This window comes from uncultured Pedobacter sp. (assembly GCF_913776295.1).
Lineage (GTDB): Bacteria > Bacteroidota > Bacteroidia > Sphingobacteriales > Sphingobacteriaceae > Pedobacter.
The window spans coordinates 1-18,742 of record NZ_CAJYOJ010000059.1 but is presented as its reverse complement, the minus strand read 5'-3'; the positions used below and the strand labels follow the sequence as shown (position 1 = coordinate 18,742).

The 18,742-nt window shown below is 38.9% G+C and carries 18 protein-coding genes; 6 read left to right on the top strand and 12 right to left on the bottom strand.

The genetic code is table 11. The features are described 5' to 3' along the window. From tssD to QZ738_RS12240, 9 genes are all read right to left on the bottom strand, one after another. Positions 1-307, bottom strand: a 307-nt coding sequence (gene tssD / locus QZ738_RS12280; protein ID WP_293787932.1) for a type VI secretion system tube protein TssD, incomplete at its 3' end; no start/stop codon positions are given. A gap of 299 nt (positions 308-606) precedes the next feature. Next, positions 607-1,179 carry an NAD(P)H-dependent oxidoreductase gene (locus QZ738_RS12275; protein WP_293787930.1) on the bottom strand — a complete coding sequence of 191 codons (573 nt, stop codon included), beginning with the start codon at positions 1,177-1,179 and terminating at the stop codon, positions 607-609. A 124-nt stretch (positions 1,180-1,303) separates the two neighbouring features. Continuing rightward, the gene (locus tag QZ738_RS12270) at positions 1,304-2,692 is read right to left on the bottom strand and encodes a DUF5458 family protein (RefSeq protein ID WP_293787928.1); all 1,389 of its coding nucleotides are present in this window, start codon (positions 2,690-2,692) and stop codon (positions 1,304-1,306) included. 18 nt (positions 2,693-2,710) lie between these two features. Next, positions 2,711-3,157: a hypothetical protein gene (locus QZ738_RS12265; RefSeq protein WP_293787926.1), complete on the bottom strand. Its 447-nt coding sequence runs from the start codon at positions 3,155-3,157 to the stop codon at positions 2,711-2,713. A gap of 86 nt (positions 3,158-3,243) precedes the next feature. After that, positions 3,244-5,730: an ATP-dependent Clp protease ATP-binding subunit gene (locus QZ738_RS12260; RefSeq protein WP_293787924.1), complete on the bottom strand. Its 2,487-nt coding sequence runs from the start codon at positions 5,728-5,730 to the stop codon at positions 3,244-3,246. Positions 5,731-5,735: 5 nt separating this feature from the next. Next, the gene (tssR, locus tag QZ738_RS12255) at positions 5,736-8,111 is read right to left on the bottom strand and encodes a type VI secretion system protein TssR domain-containing protein (RefSeq protein WP_293787922.1); all 2,376 of its coding nucleotides are present in this window, start codon (positions 8,109-8,111) and stop codon (positions 5,736-5,738) included. A gap of 41 nt (positions 8,112-8,152) precedes the next feature. Then, on the bottom strand, positions 8,153-9,136 hold the full coding sequence (locus QZ738_RS12250) for a PKD domain-containing protein (RefSeq protein WP_293787920.1): 984 nt from the start codon (positions 9,134-9,136) through the stop codon (positions 8,153-8,155). A gap of 35 nt (positions 9,137-9,171) precedes the next feature. After that, the gene (locus tag QZ738_RS12245; protein WP_293787918.1) at positions 9,172-9,657 is read right to left on the bottom strand and encodes a type VI secretion system transmembrane protein TssO; all 486 of its coding nucleotides are present in this window, start codon (positions 9,655-9,657) and stop codon (positions 9,172-9,174) included. A 10-nt stretch (positions 9,658-9,667) separates the two neighbouring features. Continuing rightward, on the bottom strand, positions 9,668-10,189 hold the full coding sequence (locus QZ738_RS12240; protein ID WP_293787916.1) for a hypothetical protein: 522 nt from the start codon (positions 10,187-10,189) through the stop codon (positions 9,668-9,670). Between the two features lie 179 nt (positions 10,190-10,368). On the opposite strand from QZ738_RS12240, the gene QZ738_RS12235 reads away from it, so the two are divergent. Further along, positions 10,369-10,803, top strand: coding sequence for a GPW/gp25 family protein (locus tag QZ738_RS12235; protein ID WP_293787914.1), 435 nt, complete (start codon positions 10,369-10,371; stop codon positions 10,801-10,803). A 27-nt stretch (positions 10,804-10,830) separates the two neighbouring features. Continuing rightward, the gene (locus tag QZ738_RS12230) at positions 10,831-12,696 is read left to right on the top strand and encodes a hypothetical protein (RefSeq protein WP_293787912.1); all 1,866 of its coding nucleotides are present in this window, start codon (positions 10,831-10,833) and stop codon (positions 12,694-12,696) included. A gap of 56 nt (positions 12,697-12,752) precedes the next feature. Here QZ738_RS12230 and QZ738_RS12225 read toward each other — a convergent pair whose 3' ends face one another. After that, positions 12,753-12,941 (bottom strand): hypothetical protein, encoded by a 189-nt coding sequence (locus QZ738_RS12225; RefSeq protein ID WP_293787910.1) that lies wholly within the window; start codon positions 12,939-12,941, stop codon positions 12,753-12,755. A gap of 351 nt (positions 12,942-13,292) precedes the next feature. Beyond that, positions 13,293-14,231, bottom strand: a complete 939-nt coding sequence (locus tag QZ738_RS12220; protein WP_293787908.1) for a type VI secretion system baseplate subunit TssG — start codon at positions 14,229-14,231, stop codon at positions 13,293-13,295. A gap of 117 nt (positions 14,232-14,348) precedes the next feature. On the opposite strand from QZ738_RS12220, the gene QZ738_RS12215 reads away from it, so the two are divergent. Together QZ738_RS12215 and QZ738_RS12210 are read left to right on the top strand one after the other, a co-directional pair. Continuing rightward, positions 14,349-15,242, top strand: a complete 894-nt coding sequence (locus tag QZ738_RS12215) for a TssN family type VI secretion system protein (protein ID WP_293787906.1) — start codon at positions 14,349-14,351, stop codon at positions 15,240-15,242. A gap of 18 nt (positions 15,243-15,260) precedes the next feature. Next, positions 15,261-16,400 carry a hypothetical protein gene (locus QZ738_RS12210; RefSeq protein ID WP_293787904.1) on the top strand — a complete coding sequence of 380 codons (1,140 nt, stop codon included), beginning with the start codon at positions 15,261-15,263 and terminating at the stop codon, positions 16,398-16,400. A gap of 127 nt (positions 16,401-16,527) precedes the next feature. Here QZ738_RS12210 and QZ738_RS12205 read toward each other — a convergent pair whose 3' ends face one another. Next, positions 16,528-16,947, bottom strand: coding sequence for a hypothetical protein (locus tag QZ738_RS12205; protein WP_293787902.1), 420 nt, complete (start codon positions 16,945-16,947; stop codon positions 16,528-16,530). A gap of 230 nt (positions 16,948-17,177) precedes the next feature. Between QZ738_RS12205 and QZ738_RS12200 the strand changes: the two genes are divergently transcribed. Together QZ738_RS12200 and QZ738_RS12195 are read left to right on the top strand one after the other, a co-directional pair. After that, positions 17,178-17,945: a glycoside hydrolase family 11 protein gene (locus QZ738_RS12200; RefSeq protein ID WP_293787900.1), complete on the top strand. Its 768-nt coding sequence runs from the start codon at positions 17,178-17,180 to the stop codon at positions 17,943-17,945. A gap of 123 nt (positions 17,946-18,068) precedes the next feature. Beyond that, entirely contained in the window at positions 18,069-18,590 is a 522-nt protein-coding gene (locus QZ738_RS12195; RefSeq protein ID WP_293787898.1) for a hypothetical protein, read from the top strand. Positions 18,591-18,742 lie beyond the last annotated feature (152 nt).

The following is an 18,742-nucleotide window of genomic DNA, read 5'->3' as shown; positions in this document are numbered from 1 at the left end:
CGCCCACAATGTTTATCCCTTCGGAATATTTAACAATGTAGCCATCTTCGAAATGAACTTCTTTCATTTTGGCATCTTCCTCTGTTTTCTTGATCAGAAGGGTTCCTGTAATAGGTTTGTACTGGTTATTCACCATCGCCTCGATAATTGAGGTGTCTTCGGTTGATTCGATCTCAATGTCGATGGTACCGCCGTAAACTCCGGAAGAGGGTCTTCCTTTTGCATCTACATCACGGTTTAACGCATAGGCACAGTGAAGCACATCGTACTCCTTGCCCGAAAAATTTAATCTAGCTTTGAAAGCCATAGTTTTAAAATTTAAAGGTTAAAAATTTGATTATCAGTAGCCTCCGCTACTTAAATTTCTTAACCAAATATCAGGCCAAAGTGCATTATGGCACTTATCAATAGGTGACGATAAAATTTACAAAAAACGTAATCTTTGTAATAAATAGGCTTCAAACAGAGCTCTACCAGTAATTATTGTGGAAAAAATGTGGATAATCCGAATCTATCTTTAGTGTTACAAATACAGTTACAATATTTAAGTAATACAAAACTGTAGCGATAGTACACAAAGTGTAGCGTTTTAGGGCAGATTGAGGTTTAAATCAGCTGTAATCCAAATTTCTCCATCTTGGCTAACCACTTCTGGCTATAGTGATTTTCAAGAGAATGTAATTCACCTATGGTATTTGTTAGTACAGGACTCATTCTGCATTTTTCAAAAACTACTTTTTTGATAGAAAGATAAGTTGTTTTTTTATTTGCTTTCCATTCCTTAAAGGTAGCTTCATCTAAAATGGAAACAATTCTGGCTGAGCGGCCACTGAAGTTGTTATTTACATTTTGTTGCTGTGTAGCAAAAATCTGATCGGGCATAAACAAACGATCGAAAAATCCCTTGATCTTTGCTGGAATATGATCTACATACACCGGACAAAAAAGCACAACATGGTTGCTCTGCCTGATTGCCGTTAAGGCTTTCTGCAAATCGGGTTCCAACTCTGCAATCTGTCTATTGTTAAATAGTTTGTTCGAGTTAAATATCAGATCGATAATGGCCAACTCCCTCACGGTTGCGCCAGCACTTTCTGCACCTTGCTTATAGGCGTTAATCAGGAAATTTGTAGATGCGTTTTTTTCGATATCCCCATTCAGGATAAGTACTTGCTTCATTTTTTTTGATTAATCTGATTGGGCCGATGCATTACAAAATTATAAAGAATTTGTTAAGTGTGATGCATAACCCATAAAAAAACCCAACGCAGCGGTTGGGTTTTTATTTTTCAGCTATCAAAAACTATTGCTGATTATATTCTGAACTCCAGGTTGTACTTTCATCTTCACCTTTATGTCCATCTAGTTTTACCACAAAACTTTTGGCCGGAAAATACGGTGTGATGTGGATATCCAGGTGGATTCTATCTTTTTGCTGCTCATCTCTTTCGAAACGCATAATCTTAAAACGCTCAATCAAACGGTCAGCCCCCTGGATGCCATCTAAAAATTTCACAATCTGGCCGCGCAAATCTTGCTCTGTTTTAGATGTCCAGTTTTCGAAAGCCCTTCTGTTCAGGAAATCGAACAATACTTTAGTGATATAATCGAATACACGTACTACTGAATAGGTTTGTAAACCAATGTTGTCCCCATTGAACAATGTTTTAGCCGAGAAAGCCATTACTTTGCCATACTCATTAACCATCGGCACTAAACCAACGCGTTCCAAATGAGAAATCTCACTTTTCTTTAAATCGAATTTTACACCGTCAACTTCGTTGATAGCACCGTGTTTTTTACCGGCTGTTACCTGCGACATCAGGGTGTAATACATCTTACCTGCTAAAGCTGCAGATCCTGGGACGGTCAGATCATCTTCCTCACCCACCTCTGCTACTTTACCACGGCCAACAAGCCAGTTACAAGTCATGATCACGTTAGATCTAAAGGCATCGCCACCGGTAAAGTTCGCGGCGGTAAAAAGATCCAGCACGTCATCCGGCTGATCTAAATCGGCAAAATCAGTTACCAGCATCGCTTTGTTATTGTGTGCAATCTTGGCCCATCTTTCTAATACTTTATTAGACCCCATATAACCCGGTACAACCATCAGCGAATAATTATTGCGAAGATCCAGGCGATCGTAATTTTGTTTTAACTCATCATCTACATATTCGATAAAACGAGGATTATCAAGGTCTTTGATCTGGTCCATTGATGCATTTAACAGTACCACGTTTTTCAATTTGTCTGACTCGGTATTTTTATAGAATAAGTGCACCGATCGATAAGCCTGCTCCAGTTCACGGGTACTTTCCAGTGCGGTAGCAATGTTTTTATTTAGGTTTTCTTCTGCAGCATTCAGTTTTTCGGTACTTTTTTCAACCATATCCGCTACAGAGCTGGAAGACTCAAGCACATCTATCCAAAGCTGGATTTTCTTTTTCAGCTCTTCGCGTTCTTTCTTCTTTTCGTCGCCTGTTAAAAAAATCTGCTTCCGTGCTTTTCTTTCCGGATTTAAATTCTGAAGGCCATCAACTGTTGCTTCCAACAAATCGAAACCACCCACCCGGGCCAGTTTCTCCAAGTTATCTTTCAGTGATGTTTTTTCTATGGTTTTACCTTCTGCCGGTTTAAAACCTGCTTCGGATATATTTTGTTCTGCTTTTAATTCTTGAGGATTTGACATGTTTTCTCAGCGTTTAGATTATTTATTTTGTTCTAACTCATCAACAAAATTCTTCAAAGCACTGATGAAGGCCGATTTAGTCTCTTCATCATCCAATGTTGCTTTTAAGGTTTTGTTCGATTTTAACTGTTTAATTACATTCAGCGACATCTCCCGCTCAATGTTCACATTGGTGAGGTAGTTACTTTGATTAATGATATTTTTTACGCCAAAATCGCCCAGGTCGTTAAAGTTTAAGGTTTCGCTAACCGGAGATCCGTCCTGCTTTTCGAAAGCTACTCTAACATTTGGTTTATAATGTTCGAATACTTCCTTTACGGTTTTTAGCCCTTCTACCTTTTCGGGTTTTATCGGTTCGTTATCGGTAAGTTTTTGTACAAAAAGCGTTTTGTTATGGGCAATCTCTGCGAAAGCTTCTGAAGTATCAATTTTCCGCTCGTTACCTCCAATTTCATAGTTAAACATAATATGTTGATTTAGATTTACGAATAATTTTTTCTAATAATATAATAGTTAACGTTTTAACTCAATTTTTGTTCCAATATAATGGCCTATGGCTGAATAATATTCCATTCTAACTGATCCTCCCCGGCATGTTTACTCACTTTAATCTTCGATCCTTTCTTAAGCTCGCCAGAAATGATGTATTTGGAAATCGGCCTGCGCAATAGGTTTCTAATCACGGCTGATAATTGTCTTGCGCCATATTTAGGGGTAAATCCGTCTAAGGCGATCATTTTTTTGGCATCATCTGCGATTTCGAACTCTATACCCATCTTATTCAGGGACTGGATTAAACTGTTCAGCTGAATTTCAAAAATGCGTACCACATTACTTTCATTAATCGGAGCAAATGGAACAATTTCAGAAATCCTCGCTAAAAATTCGGGCCTGAAATGTCCGGCCATAACCTCCATTAATTGATTTGAAGCGGGAATGGTGCCCTTTCCTATTTGTTCTGCTATCCATTCGCTGCCGATATTTGACGTAAAAAGAATAAGCGAATTACTAAAATCACCTTCCTTTCCTAAACGATCGTGCATGTGGCCTTCGTCAAGAATCTGCAAAAAGGTATCGAAAACCGAAGGGTGCGCTTTTTCAATCTCATCAAACAATAGTACAGAGTAAGGCTGTTGCCTGATCTTATTCACCAACAAGCCACCTTCTTCGTAACCCACATAGCCCGGAGGCGCACCATAAAGCAGGGCCGCACTATGCTCTTCTTTAAATTCTGACATATCGAACCTGATCATGGCCTTTTCATCGTTGAATAAAAACTCAGCAATTGATTTGGCCAATTCGGTTTTACCTGTACCAGTTGGCCCCAGTAAAAAGAAAGATCCAATCGGCTGTCCTTTTTTGTTTAGGCCACTTCTCGATTCCAATATGGCATCTGAAACCGCTTTTAAAGCCTGATCCTGCCCTACCACACGTTTTTTAAGGTATTGCTCCATATTGAGCAGTTTCTCCTTTTCGCCTGCCTGTAATTTCCCCATCGGGATACCTGTTTTATAGGCCACTATCGAGGCAATATCCTGTTTGGTGATGCGGTCGCTTTTTTCAGCAGCATATTTTTTTAATTCCTGTAAACTGCTGTTGATGTAACCCTGGTATTCATCGGCAGTTTCGAAGGCATCAGTCTGTGTTTCATCAGTTAAACGGCCCAATAAAACCGGGCTTAATTTATTTTGAAGTAATGAATAAAGCCATTTATAATCTGCAAACTGATCGGCTTCTGATTGTTCCGTAGATGCATTCAAAGTCTGCAGCTCCGTTTCTAAACTATCAATGGCCTGATCGGAGGTATCGTTCATCATTTTCATCGCCGCCATAGTCCTGTCTAACAGATCAAAAGCTGAATCAGGCAGCCTTCTATCTTTCATATAACGTTTGGCCAGCCGTACACACTCGCCTAAAGCGTCTGGCTCAATAGTTAAGGTATGGTGTTCTTCGTATTTCACAGCCAGTTTCTGCAACATTTTGATGGTGCTTTCTTCATTTGGTTCATTTACCTGAAGTACTTCAAAACGTCTGCTAAAAGCCTGCTCTGGCTCGATAATCTTGCGGTACTCATCTATAGTGGTAGCTCCGATTACGGTTATCTCGCCACGGGCCAGTTCTGGTTTTAACAAATTGCCAATACCAGCCCCCAATGGACCTTTGCTATCTAATAAAGTATGAATCTCATCAATAAACAGCACCGCTTTTTCGAACTGTTTTATTTCTTTGATGATGTTTTTCAAACGATCCTCAATTTCACCTTTATAAGATGCGCCTGCAATTAAAGATCCTAAATCCAATTCGAAAAGCTGAACGGGTTTTAAACGATCAGGCACGGTCTGGTTTACAATATCAATGGCAAAGCCATCTACCAGAGCAGTTTTGCCCACACCGGCATCGCCTGTTAAAATTACGTTAGGCTTAGTTCTGCGGCAAAGGATTTCCATCATCTGCCGGGTTTCCTTGTCACGGCCAATTATCGGGTCGGTTTTACCATCCCTAACCATTTGTAAGCGATCCAGACAATATTTATACAGCGCATTACCTGTACTTTTATTTTCTGCACCTGCGGTTGTTTTGTCTGGTGAAACGGCCTTTGAAATTTCTTCATCCTTTACATATAGGTCTAAAATTTCACGTTCTTTGATGGGGAATGATTTTAACTGATCGGGCTGGAAACCGATGCCGGGCTTTGCCAGTGCAGTTAATACACAAACGGGTGTAATCAAATCAAGTCCGAGTTTAATGCGCACATTATCGGCTTCTTCGAAAATCACTGCAATTTCCGGCGCACCGCTAACGGTATCGCCAATGCTTGCCGATTTTGACTGCTCATCTATCCGAACTTCAGCCCACTCGCTGATGTACTCCTCATCTTTCCCGATGGAAGTGATAAAAGATCTTAAACCTACATCTTTATGCATGAGCCCTTTGAGCAAATGAGCTGCAGAAAACACTTCATTTCTGTATTCTTTTGCCAGCGACTGTGCAATATGCAATGCTGTTTTTACCGATTCGCTTAAGTTTGTAACTGCCATAGCCTTTAGTTGGTTGTAGGCAATACTGCCGGGTTAAAATTATTTTCGGTAATGTAGTAGTAGATCTTGCCGTTCGAAATAAACTGCTGTTCAATCTGCGTAGCTCTTTTAATCTGCTGAACCGACTGATCCAGTAATTTAATGTAAGTTTCGAACTGATCTATCGGCATTCTGGAGGTGCTCTTTAAATCGTTTACTTTATATTTAGATAAAAATTCATTGTTTAGAGGCAAACCTGTAACTAATTTAATGTAATCTGCTAAGGTCATGGCTTTGATATCACCCGATGATATTTTCATACCTAATAACTGTTTAGGCATTCTTACGTAGTTTTTAACCAACTTGCTTCGGAAAGAAGATTGATCTGCCTGAAGGTTTTGTCCTAACATCATCGTAAAAACATCTATGATCTGTTTATACTCCATATTGTTCAGTACAATGGCATATTGTAAGGTAGAGGGGTTATTTTTTACTACATCGGCAGATATATTAGCAGTGGTATAGTATTTAAAAGCATTGTGCGGCATACGATCGGCTACTTCCATCCCCACAGGCTGAGGCAATAAAGCTTCCACATCAGCTGATAGGTTTTTCCGGGAAATTCCGGTTAAGCGGAAAGCACTATCCAAAGAGCTGATCTGGTTGTAAATATCCATGTTGGTTTCTTTTACAAAACGGCGCAAAGCGATCGTCATACTCTGGTTGGAATTGACCGATCCTTTGGTCGGGAAAACCACCCCTCCTTGTATCAAACTGTTTTTAGGGTAATCCAGATAGTATGAAATAGAATCCTGCAAACTGGTATTGTAAGGCTGAAAGCTTTTCAAACCTTCACCTTTAACCATCGTATTTTTTCTGTATTCAGCCGCACGGATGGCTGATTCTGAAACCAGTTTACGTGATTGGATTACAAAATCGTTAAACGACTGGTTAAAATCGCTATAAACCTGCAAGGCTAAAATACGGGCATCGGCAAGGGCAACCTGCTCGCTCAACTCATTAATGAGGTAATTATTGGTACCGCCTGTATTTCCGGTGCTACCTACTAAAATAATTAAATTAGTTTCGTTCTTTTTTGCTTTAAATAACTTTATTCCTTCTTTTAAAGCACTGAAAACTGGGCTTTCGGTAATCTCCCCGTTACACCTCATGGTATTTTTTGCCTGGTTGGATAAGAAAGTCATTAATTTCCTGTAATCGTCCTGAACCGGACTGACAAAAATACCCTGTTGTCCACAGCCGGTTTCGCCACGGTACACCACACCACCATAGTTTACCTTCGTACCTTTTCCAAAATCGCCCATAATGCTTTCAAATGAACCAATGGTATTGGTCATTCCGGATAGATACTTGGTCATTGAGCTTCCGCCATCCACTACAAAAACAACATTTACCTTTGTCTTATTTTTACGCAGATTCAAATAATCCTGATAGGAAAGTGATGAACCGTTAATGGTTAATAGCTTATTGTCTTTTTTATTGTAAACATCTGTTGCGATACCTACCGTTTTGCTGCTTTCGTCATTTGAAATAACAGGTACACTACGCAGGATCAGATTTTCTCTCGGCAACAAGGGATCTATTACAAAAGCAGTTCCGTTATTTATGCCGTTTTTGATGGCCGTTGCGGTAGAATCATCCTTATCATAATCGCCTGGCTTAGTTGAAGTGATGTATAAGCGATCGCCCCAGTGATGTACTGTTTCAGCAGAAACCCATCCATAAATACTTTTTAAGGCACTATCTGCAACCAATTGATCTTCAGAACCGATCAGGTATTTTTTGCCGTCTTCTGATTTTTTGTAGATATAGGCAATTTCGTGCAACCTCACTTTGGCCTTTCTATCTTTAAGCTCGGGCGTATTATAAACCAAAATGGAATCGGTAGTATCGAAATAAAATTTAGGTTCGGTTAAGGCATTTTTTCCGTTAACAATACCAATGGCTTTCTCAGCATAACCCGTTTTTTGGTTAGAGAATGCACGTTGCCATAAAAGCAGTTTGGATTTTGCGATCCATCCATAACTGATAGCACTTTTTTTATCATTAATTTTCCTCCCCCTGATCATCCCCGCTTTATACTTGATCAGTTTCAGGTAACCGTTCTCTTCTTTAGAAACATAAAAAGGTTCCATAAAGCTGATTTTTTTCATAATGAGGCTTCCGCCAGGTGCCGTGGTGGTATAGTTATCTTCACGGTCGGAAAAAACAATCCATGGCAGGCTGCTTCTACCGGTATTATCGTTAATATTGATGTTTTCAGCCGGCTTCTCGTAAGCTTTAGGCATATATTTTACTTTTTTGCCAAAGGATGCCGGAGATTGTGCATAGGCAAACGATATTCCTAAAAACAGGATAGTTAAGGCATAATATTTTTTCATATTCTTAGTGGATGAGCTTAAAATTAGGTGAAGAGGTTAATCTATTTTGTTTTTGCCGGAGCTGCTTCAGTAGCAGCTGTTGCTGCAGGCTGGGCGATCCCAGAATGTTGTTTAATATTTAATAAACTGGCACAGGTAGAATTAGGCTTAATGGTTAACTGGGCCTCATCTACTGCTATCTCGCCCCCAAATGTTAAGCCCATACAGTATGAATAAATATCAGTCTGTTTTTTCTTACCGTTCATTTCTACATTTACAGTTACCTTTTCGTTATTGCACATGTATTTGTTAATGAGGTAGTAATAATTAGAATTAAAGTCTGCACCGTTGGCTATGGCCTGTAAGCGGGCCCTGATATCGTCAATGGTTTTACGTTCTCCATCGCCAGGGGCAACCAGGTCTTCTACTATTTCTGCATTGGGATCAGTAATCAAGACCGTTAAAAAAGCAGGCTTACGGGCTTTATCTGACCGCAGACGGACTACATATTTTCCAGGGGTACGGTAAGTATACAGGGCGGTTTTTCCTTTTACATCAACGCGGCCGGTTTCGCCGAAAGCCCATTCAAAATCTTTTCCTGGCCCATCACCTTCGAGCCTGATCTCTTCGTTAACCAAACCGGCAGTCGGGCCGCTAATGGTTAGAATACTATCCACAACAGGTGTGTGCACGGTATCTCGTACTGTAACCGGAAATTCCTGGCGGAGCTCACCATCAACGGTTAAGCGTACAATATAAGTGTCGGGCTTGGTATAATGATAAGTACCGGTTTTTGTGGTGGCTTTTTCGCCATTACCAAATTCCCATAACCATTTAGAGGCTTTTGGGGTATTATCGGTAAAAACGAGGTCTTCATTTAAATAAATTTCATCTTTCAGGATTCTCGCATCAATTGTCCTTTTTTCGAATAAGGAACTTTTAAATAAGAAGATCAGGCCTGTTAAAAGCAGTACAGCCAACAGGATGTAGAGAATAACATAGCCCTGCGAATTTGAATTAACTTGCTTGGTGTTTGTTTCAGACATAGGTAGCGTTTTTTATAGGTTGTTTTTGGTGATGTTTATCTTGCAGATATTGTTTGCTGTAATTGACGCCTGTTGGTGATACAATCATCCAACTGCCTTTTATGCAGTTCGATATCTGAGATATTTCTGTTTTGTTCTTGTCTATCGTAAAATAATCTATCGTATAACTGTGCAGTCTGCACAAAGATTTTATAGCGCGAATCTGATGCCTTACGGTCGAACGCAGCTTTAATTGAGCCTAATGAAAGCTGGATATCGTTCTTTAAAAAAACTGCCTGCACATTGGGGTTATAGCGGGTAATCTGTTTAAAGGTAGTATCAATAGTAGGCATGGTTTCTTTAACCATATTTTCAAATGCCTCATTTTCATTAATCTTCACTTCGAGTTCTTCCTTTGAAATTTCGTACCGCGACTTATCGCTATAAAAGATTCCAAAGCTTAAAAGCCCAACAGTAAAAACGAACAAAGCCATAAAAAACAAAAATTGTTCGCGCCTTTCTTTTATGCTTAATTTTATCATATCGTTTTAATTACCTGCCGTATCTACCGTTCCTGATTTTTTGTGCTGCTGACTGATTGGCCCTCTGGCACTCATTTATCCTTTCTTTATACCGCTGTATATCGCTTCTTGACTGGAAAAGCGAATCTTGTAAATCGGCCATTGCACCGACATTTTTGTTCAGTTTTTCATACAGATCAAAACTCAGACTTGGTTCGGTTTTTTTAGAAATCAATTCTTTTATCCTGTTATTGGCACTTTGAATATCACTGAGCAAAATGCTTTGTTTGCTCAGTTCATTTGCATTATAATCGCGATATTGAGCAAGTTCTTTAAAACGGACCTGAATAAGATCAAAATTTGTATTGATATCTTTTCTTAAGTAAGAAAGTTTATCGGTTTCTTTTACTTTTTTATCAAGTAAACTGTACTCATAATCAGAGGCTGCGAAAAAAAGATAAATGCACAGGATAGAGAATAATGTAAGCAGTATAAAGTCTAAGATAAACTTGGTGTAAGCACTCCTAATTTCGATGGCGTTAATGGGTTTCATAGCAGGTTAATGGTTTCAAATAACAATAGCTTAATGATTAATCTGACATCAAATCGGCATAAAATCACACATTTTTCTTCAAATTATCACCGTACTATAACAATTTTCAATATTTGTTGTTTGGTTATAAAAACGATTTTATTTCTTTTACTTTTAACAAACTTTAAGCCAAATCGTCTATGTCTGAAAATTTTTATCACAAACCCTTCAGATTTAAGTCCATTTTTTCAGGTAACAGCCTTCAGCCAACCGACCTTGGTAAATCGATTTCAAACCACATAGAGCTGATTATTTTTACGCGCTTTGGTGAACATAGGTACCGTAACGATTTTGGATGCGAGATATGGGATCTTGATTTCGAATTAATTGTAAGTGAAAGCATCTGGGAGGAAAAATTCCGAAAATCTCTGTTGAAATCAATTACCGATTATGAGTTCAGGATATATGATACTTCAGTAGAAGTACACATTACCGAGGTAGAAAATGTATATCCATTACGTAAAATAACCGAGATCAAAAAAAAGGTCGATATTAGCGTAAGGGCCCTGATAAAAACTACAGGAGAAAAATATTTTTTTAATACCGCTTTATTTCTTAGCCCATTATCAACTTAAAACCAGAACGCTCAAAATATTCTACACATGAAGCCAGTTTTTTATTCATCAAAAGATGAAATTAGAAATAGAATTTTAAAAAATGCCGAAGATTTTTGGAATGTTAAAGACAGTAATGAATTTGATCCGCTGGTAAAGTTGATTATTGATGCGCTCAGCAACGAACTTTTTAACGTATCTAATGATGTAAAAAACCTGGAGAACCGGATCTTCGATAAAATCAGCCGCATTCTGGCTCCTGATCATTTAACCTCATCATTACCTGCACATGCCATTATCCATGCGAGACCTATAGAAGAGGAAGATTATCTTTCTCCTTATACCCAGTTTGCCTTTAAGAAAAATATTCTGCAGGAAAATAATAAGGCTAAAAAAGCAGATATTTTCTTTAGCCCTTTGCATACGGTAAAAGTTAAAAACGCAGCTATAAAATATATCGCCACCGGAACTACACTTTTTAATGTAGAACAAATGAGTAAGCAGCCAGTGTTAAATACTTTGCCTGGTTTTTCTATAGAGAAAAATACCCTCTATATTGGTTTTACCGGCATAAAAAACTGGATGGACTTTAATAGACTGAACTTATTTTTCGATTGGAAAAACTATTCGGTACCTGAAAATACTTACGATCTTTTATCATTGGGCAAATGGTTTTATAAGGATAACGAAATTACTGCTTATACGGAAAGGTTTATGGATGAGCCTCTAACGGGTAAAGTTGAAGCTCCCTTTCATCACAAACAGTTACTCAATTTGATTAAGGCCGACGTATTACAGTTTTACAGCAGCAGATTTATTACCCTTGGCGATCTTAATGATTTTAATATTGATGATAGCCAGGAATTACCAGCTGCTTTCCCAAACATTTTCCAACCAAATGCTTTAAATCAGATTGATCCAAAAGTAAAATGGTTAAAGGTAGTTTTCCCCGCAGCCATCAACCAGGAAATGCTGAATGAGCTCCATATCTACATCAATGCTTTTCCTGTGGTAAATAAAAAGTTAAGCCAGATTAAACACAGGCTTAAAACTATGAACAATATTATCCCGATTAAAACCGAAGCGATGGATCAGATGTTGGCGGTAGAAAATCTGAAAGATAATAAAGGCAAAAGTTATAACGAAATTCCTTATACCAATGAGAATGATAAGGGCGACGGTTCCTTCTCCATCAGATACGGTGGCACGGAGCGCTTCGATACCAGAAACGCAAAAGAACTGGTCGATTATCTGTTTGAACTACTCAGGGATGAGAAGGCTTCATTCTCTGCATATGGTCCTGATTTTTTAAGCACAATTCTTAAAAATTTGGAGCAAAATATCGCACTTATTGAACAAAAGAGCCGTTCGGCGTTGAAAGATATCAAAGAATTACCGAGTTATATTGTATTAAAACCAATTGATGATGCTGATATTTTATTTTTAGATATCTGGGTTACGCAGGCGGAAGAGGCCAACCACATTAACGCAGGCAGCCGGTTAGCGCTATACGATACGAATAAGGTAAATGCTGAAAGTATCTTTTTGTTGAGCCAGACAAAAGGAGGCCGATCGAAGTTAAATGCCACAAACAGCGTACAGGCCTATAAATATGGGTTGACCACGGCAGACCGGATTATTACGAAAGCAGACGTGATTAATTTTTGCCGTTACGAACTGGGCAATAAGTTAAAAGGCATTACGCTGGCCAAAGGCATTATCATGGATAACAAACCAAATGCAGGTTTTATTAAAACGACAGATATCATTATCGAACCTGCAGACAACCTTCCTCTTAGCGCACAAGACTGGGAAGAGCTTTTGAGTCTTACCCTGGCAAAATTGAATTTAAGAAGCACCATGAATGTGCATTATCGGTTAATGTTGAAACCGGCGGTGTATAGGGCCGTATAATGACCGGGGATCTCGATCAGATTGCTATCCTGTTATGATGATATCCTTCTATCGCTCTATGCCGCGATGGCATGATTGTTTTTCGCTTTGCTGTTTAGTAGGTCGGTGCTGATATTTAAGGTTTTATTATTTCCAAATGCACTATCTTTTGTTCCTAAACCCCCACCTGCAACGGGCAGGCGATAGAACGGAACGCCCGGAGCGCAGCGACAACTTGGAGAGATAGCGGGACTGCTGGCTGCCATAGGAATATAACTGTTCATTTCCAAAATCCCTAAATAGTGCCTTCTCCGTGTCAACTACATTTGATGTCTGTTTTTTTTGGAAGGCAAAACCTGAATCTTCCTTTAACGTTCGCCGGGCTTTTCGTTATAGTCCCGCTGAATCCCGATGTAAAAATCGGGAGGGAGCTGCCACTGCAACCGATAGCAATCGGATCCCGTTTAGTTACGCAGGTCGGTGGTGCTATTTGGCGTTCCCTGAATAGACTTCGTAGCCGCATTACACTATATGCTAAATGAAGGCATTGCGAAGGAAGCGATTTTTGTAGAATTACTTCTTACCCCGCAATGATCTTTTGCTGTTTCGGTAAAATTTTAAAGATATACGGTATAACCCAGATAAGCACGCTCACCATCTGCGCTTAATACTGTCTCCTGAAAATCAGTTGCAGTAAGGAGTTCAACATTCACTTCTGCATCTACCGGCATTAGATAGCTTATGGCCATATCCAAAATGGCTCTGTTCTTTTGCCCCGGAATAAAATTGACTAATTCCTGTGGGAAAGTTGGCCCGATATTAATATTGAACGATTCATTTTCCGGGGTAAAACTATCTCCGATAATGGTATCAATACCCAGTGCGCCAGCGCCCAGCTGGATTTGCAGCTCATCTGCAATTTTTACGGGCTTAACACGGGCTGTAGCATTTACAATCGTAACAGGCAGATTAAACAATGCGGTAAGCACTTTAGAAACAAAATCGATATCGTTTCTTTTTTGTTGGATCTCTGGTAACAGGTGCATCCAGATAATACTCTGCTCCTTGTTCAGCAGATTAAATTCATCCCACCCAAATTCAAAAATCCGGCTTAAATCAGAATAAGTTGTTTTTTTATCGAGCATATTTTCATAAAGCTCGGTCATGATCCTTACGTGATTGATTTCGGCGTCAAATGGGGTAAAGAATAATCGGGCTTCCTTTTCTTCTTCCCTCCGTTCCCGGATATCCTTAATCATCGACTCCTCATCCATGCCTGCACTACCCGTTGGTGGCCGGTGGAAAAGACCTTCGGGCAGCATATCATATAAACCTTCCCTATTGGTATGTATCCGGACGCGGTCGTGCCTTCTTTTTTCAGAATAATAAACACTTGTACTTTCAATGTCTTTTGAAAAAGCCCGCTTATCGGGGCCTAACGGAATAATTTCGATGCGATCGGCTGCTATAACATCACGTTCTATCAAATCAGCAGCATGGGCTACTGCCTTATAATCTGTAAAGAGTTCGTTATGGATAAAAGTTTCTTTTTTCATGTAAACTTTAAGCTTGCATTTTTGTTATAGGATTAAATTTTTGTTATCGAAAAAAATAAGAATCATATCAAATACTAAAGATACTATATTTGTAGTACATCACATCTATCAAAATTAATGGACGTTAAATCATTTTTTATTCGCTTTCTCCTGTTTCCGCTGATCTTTATGGTCTCAACGGCGGTACTCTCTGTCATCAACAAAAAGAACCAATTTCTAAACAACAAAAAACTTATCGTAAGTGTTCTGATCATCGGCATTATTTTGGCCATTCCAGGTTTTTTGGGCTTCCTCAATTTTAACTTTATGCCCTGGGGCTATATTATATGCTGTATTTTTTATATTCTGATGGGCACTGTGTTTGTTTATTTACTTACAAAGTATTACCCGAAAGATTTGCTGGAACGTAAAGTATTTATTTTTTTCGCCACACTGGTTGCGGCCATTTTATCGGTCTATTTATATCAACTGGCCTTTAACTGGTTGAGTTCTGTAAATTTCGGCTGGTTTGGCGCAGGCAGTATTGCCTGGTTCTTTGTTCCGCTGCTTTTTTGGTGGGCCTATGTTTCCCTGCTAAGCATTCCCTCAGAAATCTACAAAATATGGAAGTATCCTGATACACCTTTAGATATCAATATGGATCATGTAGATTTCAACAGGCTCTTGGTGCTGGAGCTAGAACTCTATAAAAGAAGTACCGACCCGGAACCATTAAAAGTGAAAGTTAAAGCAGTAGAAAACATGAACTTCGGTGTCTGGTTTCATAAGTTTATTGACGATTACAACCTGAAGTTTGCCAAAAGCCCTGTGGAGTTCAGAAGCGACGACCAGGAGAATTATAAATGGATTTTCTTTATTAAAACTTCCTTTTTTAAACGTAATATTTTCATAGATCCCGATCTGGATATCATTGAAAACGGCATTACGGAAAAAATGACCATTTACGCAAAACGCGTATCAGAAAACATAAATAAGCCTAACGAAGTTGGAGAAAGTGCTATCTTTATCTAATCTATAAAAACATTTACCATGATAAAGCCGCTGAAATATAAATCCATCAACTGGATTAATGGCATGAAGCTTTCCAGTGACCATTTTACGGTAAGCGATCTCTATTTGCAGGATTTTGTGAGAGATGCCGTATCGCTACAGCTAAATAGCAGCAATTACGGATTTTTACCGCCATTTGCAGGATATAAAAGTTCGCACGACATCGAAATAATCGAAAAGGCAACCAATCATATCGAAATCAGGGTGAGATACTGCAATGCTGTTACACCGGAAGGTTGCCACATTGATATTACACAATCCGACAACATGGATACCTTGGTTCATAACCATTATTTTGGCCAGTCAGAACCGCGTAACTATGTAATCCTCTTGGTTGTGAGTCCATTTAACCGCGTACCCACAGGCACACCTAACCCTGAGGAAAGTCCAATCCGCTATCCTGAACTGACCAAAAGCTATTCTATCACCGTTTTGCCTGAAAGTGAAGTGAGTTCACAAACAGCAGACAGCTATTTTTTAACGATTGGGCAGGTTTATTCCGAGAACGGAAGATTGTCTATCAACACGAATTATATTCCGCCAAGCTCAACCATAACCAGCCATCCGGCATTGATCAGATATTATGAGTCTTTCAGTGTTTTACTAAACGACTTGCAGCTGGCTGCTTTCAAGATTATTGATAAAACGGGAGGACGTGATAATATTACACCGCTTGGCAAAAATATCCGTCTGATTTCTGAAAAGATTGTGGACTATATTGCAGGATTATTCTACGAATACCGGAACATTGCACACCGCGAATCGCCAGTTGTGTTAACCGGTTATTTCTCCAGTTTGGCACATATCTTTTTTACCGCCATAAAACTAATTGATCCACGCGAAAGAGAAGAGCTGCTCAAATATTTTTATGAGTGGAAAGATGTTACGCCGGGAAATTTCGAAGAGCTTTTGGCCAAAACCATCGAATTGGTTTACGATCATAAACAGATTAACAATAGCATGGTAATGGTTAGCGAATTTATGAACGTATTGGTAGCCCTATGGAATAAATTAAGTGGATTAGAATATATCGGTCAGCGCAAAGAAAATATCGTAGTTGCCGAACAGCAGGTTGTACAACAGGTACAGGCCAGAAAAACCTGGACATTACTGGATTAAAATATTTCCCGAAGTAAATTTATAAATGGAGCTGTACCACCTAAAATAGGTACAGCTTTTTTTTGACTTCAACTCAAGTGATGATTTTTCAGGAAAATATTTTAATTAGATGTTACTGTCAATCATATTAATTAAAAGCAACTTGATCTGGCCCTGAGATTTTAACGATGTGACAGGCACATTTGCCCCCAGTTACTTTAACAACAACTGATTTCGTTTGCCGGGTATCTACAGAAGTACCGGTAATTTTCAAATCATCCCCTTGTTCGGACAGGTCAAGTTTATTTTGGTCATCGACAACAATAAAGACACCTTTCGTAGTGCTCGTGGAGATACTCGAATTAGCCGTTATCCGCTTTCCTGTTCGCTGGTTGATTACACTGAAATCCTTTACCTCGGTACCAGCCCCCTTATTATCTAAAAATTTCATCCTTACCGAAACAAATTCCTCAGTACAGATTTTGTACCCACAATCAGAGGTAGCTTTATTTTTCTTACAGGTTAGTATGGCAATAGCCACCAATAACAAGAGCATTATTTTTTTCATCGCCTAATTTGTCTTTAAATCAAAACGATAAAACCTTTTAGAACGCTACAGAGAAAGTTATGAATAAATCATACTGAAAAAAATCAACAACAAACAGAGCAAACTACAACAACGCAAAATTAAGAATACAATACATGTATGAACATTTGTATAAAAAATTTGCTGATTACTAGCTATCTATCAGATTTCAGTACATTTATTTTGCTTCCCTAACCAATTTATATTTAATTATGAGAAAACAAAACTCATTAACAGGTGTAACCAGGAAGGTTACTTTTGTTGTAGCCGCAGCCCTGGTGCTTGCAGGCACCGTAGGTTTAACAGGCTGTAAAAAAAATGAAAAGATGGAGCCGGAGACCACTACCGCTCCACCTCCATCTAACAAAGCTGTTGCCTCTGTAGAATCTTACCAATCGGGTACACACAACGGCTTCTTTTGGTCGCTTTGGAAGAGTGATGGCGCAACTGGCACCGTTAACTACGCCAATGGCAGCGGTGGAAATTATAGTGTTAACTGGACAGGGTTTAACGGTAATTTTACTTGCGGCAAAGGTTATTCAGTAGGGTCACCAAACTATAAGATAGGCTATAATCTGGGCGCTTATTCAAATTCAGGAGGCGGTACTTTTGGCTGGTACGGATGGAGCAGAAGCCCGTATTATGAGTATTATGTAAATGAAACATGGGGCGCAGTTTCACCGCATGACGGAACTTACCTGGGCGCATTTGAAACCGACGGTGCAGGTTATAATGTGTGGACCCGATGGATGACCGGCAAAAATATCGATGGTGGCGACGGTTTCAGGCAGATTTACAGCTCTAGGGTTACCAAAACGTCTACCGGGCAAAACCACACCATTACTTTTGCCAATCACTATAACAAATGGCAAAGTTTAGGATATACCCTTGGTCAGTTAAACATTCCAGCTATTATGGTTTCGGAAACATGGGGCACTAACACAAGTGGTAATATTAACTGTACCATCTGGGCACAATAACAGCTGTTAAACCACTTACAAAATATTACTGCCTGGCCATAAGCCGGGCAGTATATACCATAGATGCTTCCCAATAACTTTCCCGGATTAAACCGCCTTTAATATTATTTAAAAATTTTTATCATGAGATCCATACTTTATTTTCCCGCTTTTTTCATTTTCATCGTTTCTGCCTGCAATGCGCCAAATCCTAAAAATACAGATGGGAGTAAAAAATCGATGACCGGAAAATGGCATCGGTTTTCCACAGCAAACGGCTATAGCGAATTTGATATCGATTCGCAATATGTAGTTTTCTATAACCAGAAAGTTGGCCGCTTCAAGCTTCCTTACAAAATAGAAAATGATTCTCTAAAATACCTTACCAAAGAATATAAAGCTAAGATTACAAATTATGGCGACTCTGTTGTTTTAGATGGAAATGATGGTACGCAAGCCGTTCTGTACCGATTTAAAGAACCAGACATTCCTTTTAAAACTATTCCTGAAGAAAAAGATTCGTCATCTTTTGCACTATACATTGCTGATTTTGATAAAAGATTAATAGGCGCGTTTGAGAAAGCCGGAATCAAGATTTCTAATGCTATGGAAAAACGTGATGGATCGGCGTATGAAGACCTCTTAAAAAAGAAAGCATTAAAATAGTTGAAAGATGTTTGATGATCTTATATAGTCGCCCCTTAATAACAATTTAAACATTTGATTATCAATAATTTGTTGATAAATTTCAGTATTATAAATTGCGGGTTTTGGTTATATTTATATCAAAATCTTGCAGATATTTATGCTTAACCAAC

Bases quoted from the DNA above. Each gene is read 5' to 3' on its own strand.
- QZ738_RS12220 (WP_293787908.1), bottom strand. From the start codon at position 14,231: ATGAAAAAAGAAACTTTTATCCATAACGAACTCTTTACAGATTATAAG.
- QZ738_RS12275 (WP_293787930.1), bottom strand. From the start codon at position 1,179: ATGAAGCAAGTACTTATCCTGAATGGGGATATCGAAAAAAACGCATCT.
- QZ738_RS12260 (WP_293787924.1), bottom strand. From the start codon at position 5,730: ATGGCAGTTACAAACTTAAGCGAATCGGTAAAAACAGCATTGCATATT.
- QZ738_RS12240 (WP_293787916.1), bottom strand. From the start codon at position 10,189: ATGAAACCCATTAACGCCATCGAAATTAGGAGTGCTTACACCAAGTTT.
- QZ738_RS12270 (WP_293787928.1), bottom strand. From the start codon at position 2,692: ATGTCAAATCCTCAAGAATTAAAAGCAGAACAAAATATATCCGAAGCA.
- QZ738_RS12225 (WP_293787910.1), bottom strand. From the start codon at position 12,941: ATGGCAGCCAGCAGTCCCGCTATCTCTCCAAGTTGTCGCTGCGCTCCG.
- QZ738_RS12210 (WP_293787904.1), top strand. From the start codon at position 15,261: ATGATAAAGCCGCTGAAATATAAATCCATCAACTGGATTAATGGCATG.
- QZ738_RS12250 (WP_293787920.1), bottom strand. From the start codon at position 9,136: ATGTCTGAAACAAACACCAAGCAAGTTAATTCAAATTCGCAGGGCTAT.
- tssR (WP_293787922.1), bottom strand. From the start codon at position 8,111: ATGAAAAAATATTATGCCTTAACTATCCTGTTTTTAGGAATATCGTTT.
- QZ738_RS12230 (WP_293787912.1), top strand. From the start codon at position 10,831: ATGAAGCCAGTTTTTTATTCATCAAAAGATGAAATTAGAAATAGAATT.
- QZ738_RS12265 (WP_293787926.1), bottom strand. From the start codon at position 3,157: ATGTTTAACTATGAAATTGGAGGTAACGAGCGGAAAATTGATACTTCA.
- QZ738_RS12235 (WP_293787914.1), top strand. From the start codon at position 10,369: ATGTCTGAAAATTTTTATCACAAACCCTTCAGATTTAAGTCCATTTTT.
- QZ738_RS12200 (WP_293787900.1), top strand. From the start codon at position 17,178: ATGAGAAAACAAAACTCATTAACAGGTGTAACCAGGAAGGTTACTTTT.
- QZ738_RS12215 (WP_293787906.1), top strand. From the start codon at position 14,349: ATGGACGTTAAATCATTTTTTATTCGCTTTCTCCTGTTTCCGCTGATC.
- QZ738_RS12205 (WP_293787902.1), bottom strand. From the start codon at position 16,947: ATGAAAAAAATAATGCTCTTGTTATTGGTGGCTATTGCCATACTAACC.
- QZ738_RS12195 (WP_293787898.1), top strand. From the start codon at position 18,069: ATGAGATCCATACTTTATTTTCCCGCTTTTTTCATTTTCATCGTTTCT.
- QZ738_RS12245 (WP_293787918.1), bottom strand. From the start codon at position 9,657: ATGATAAAATTAAGCATAAAAGAAAGGCGCGAACAATTTTTGTTTTTT.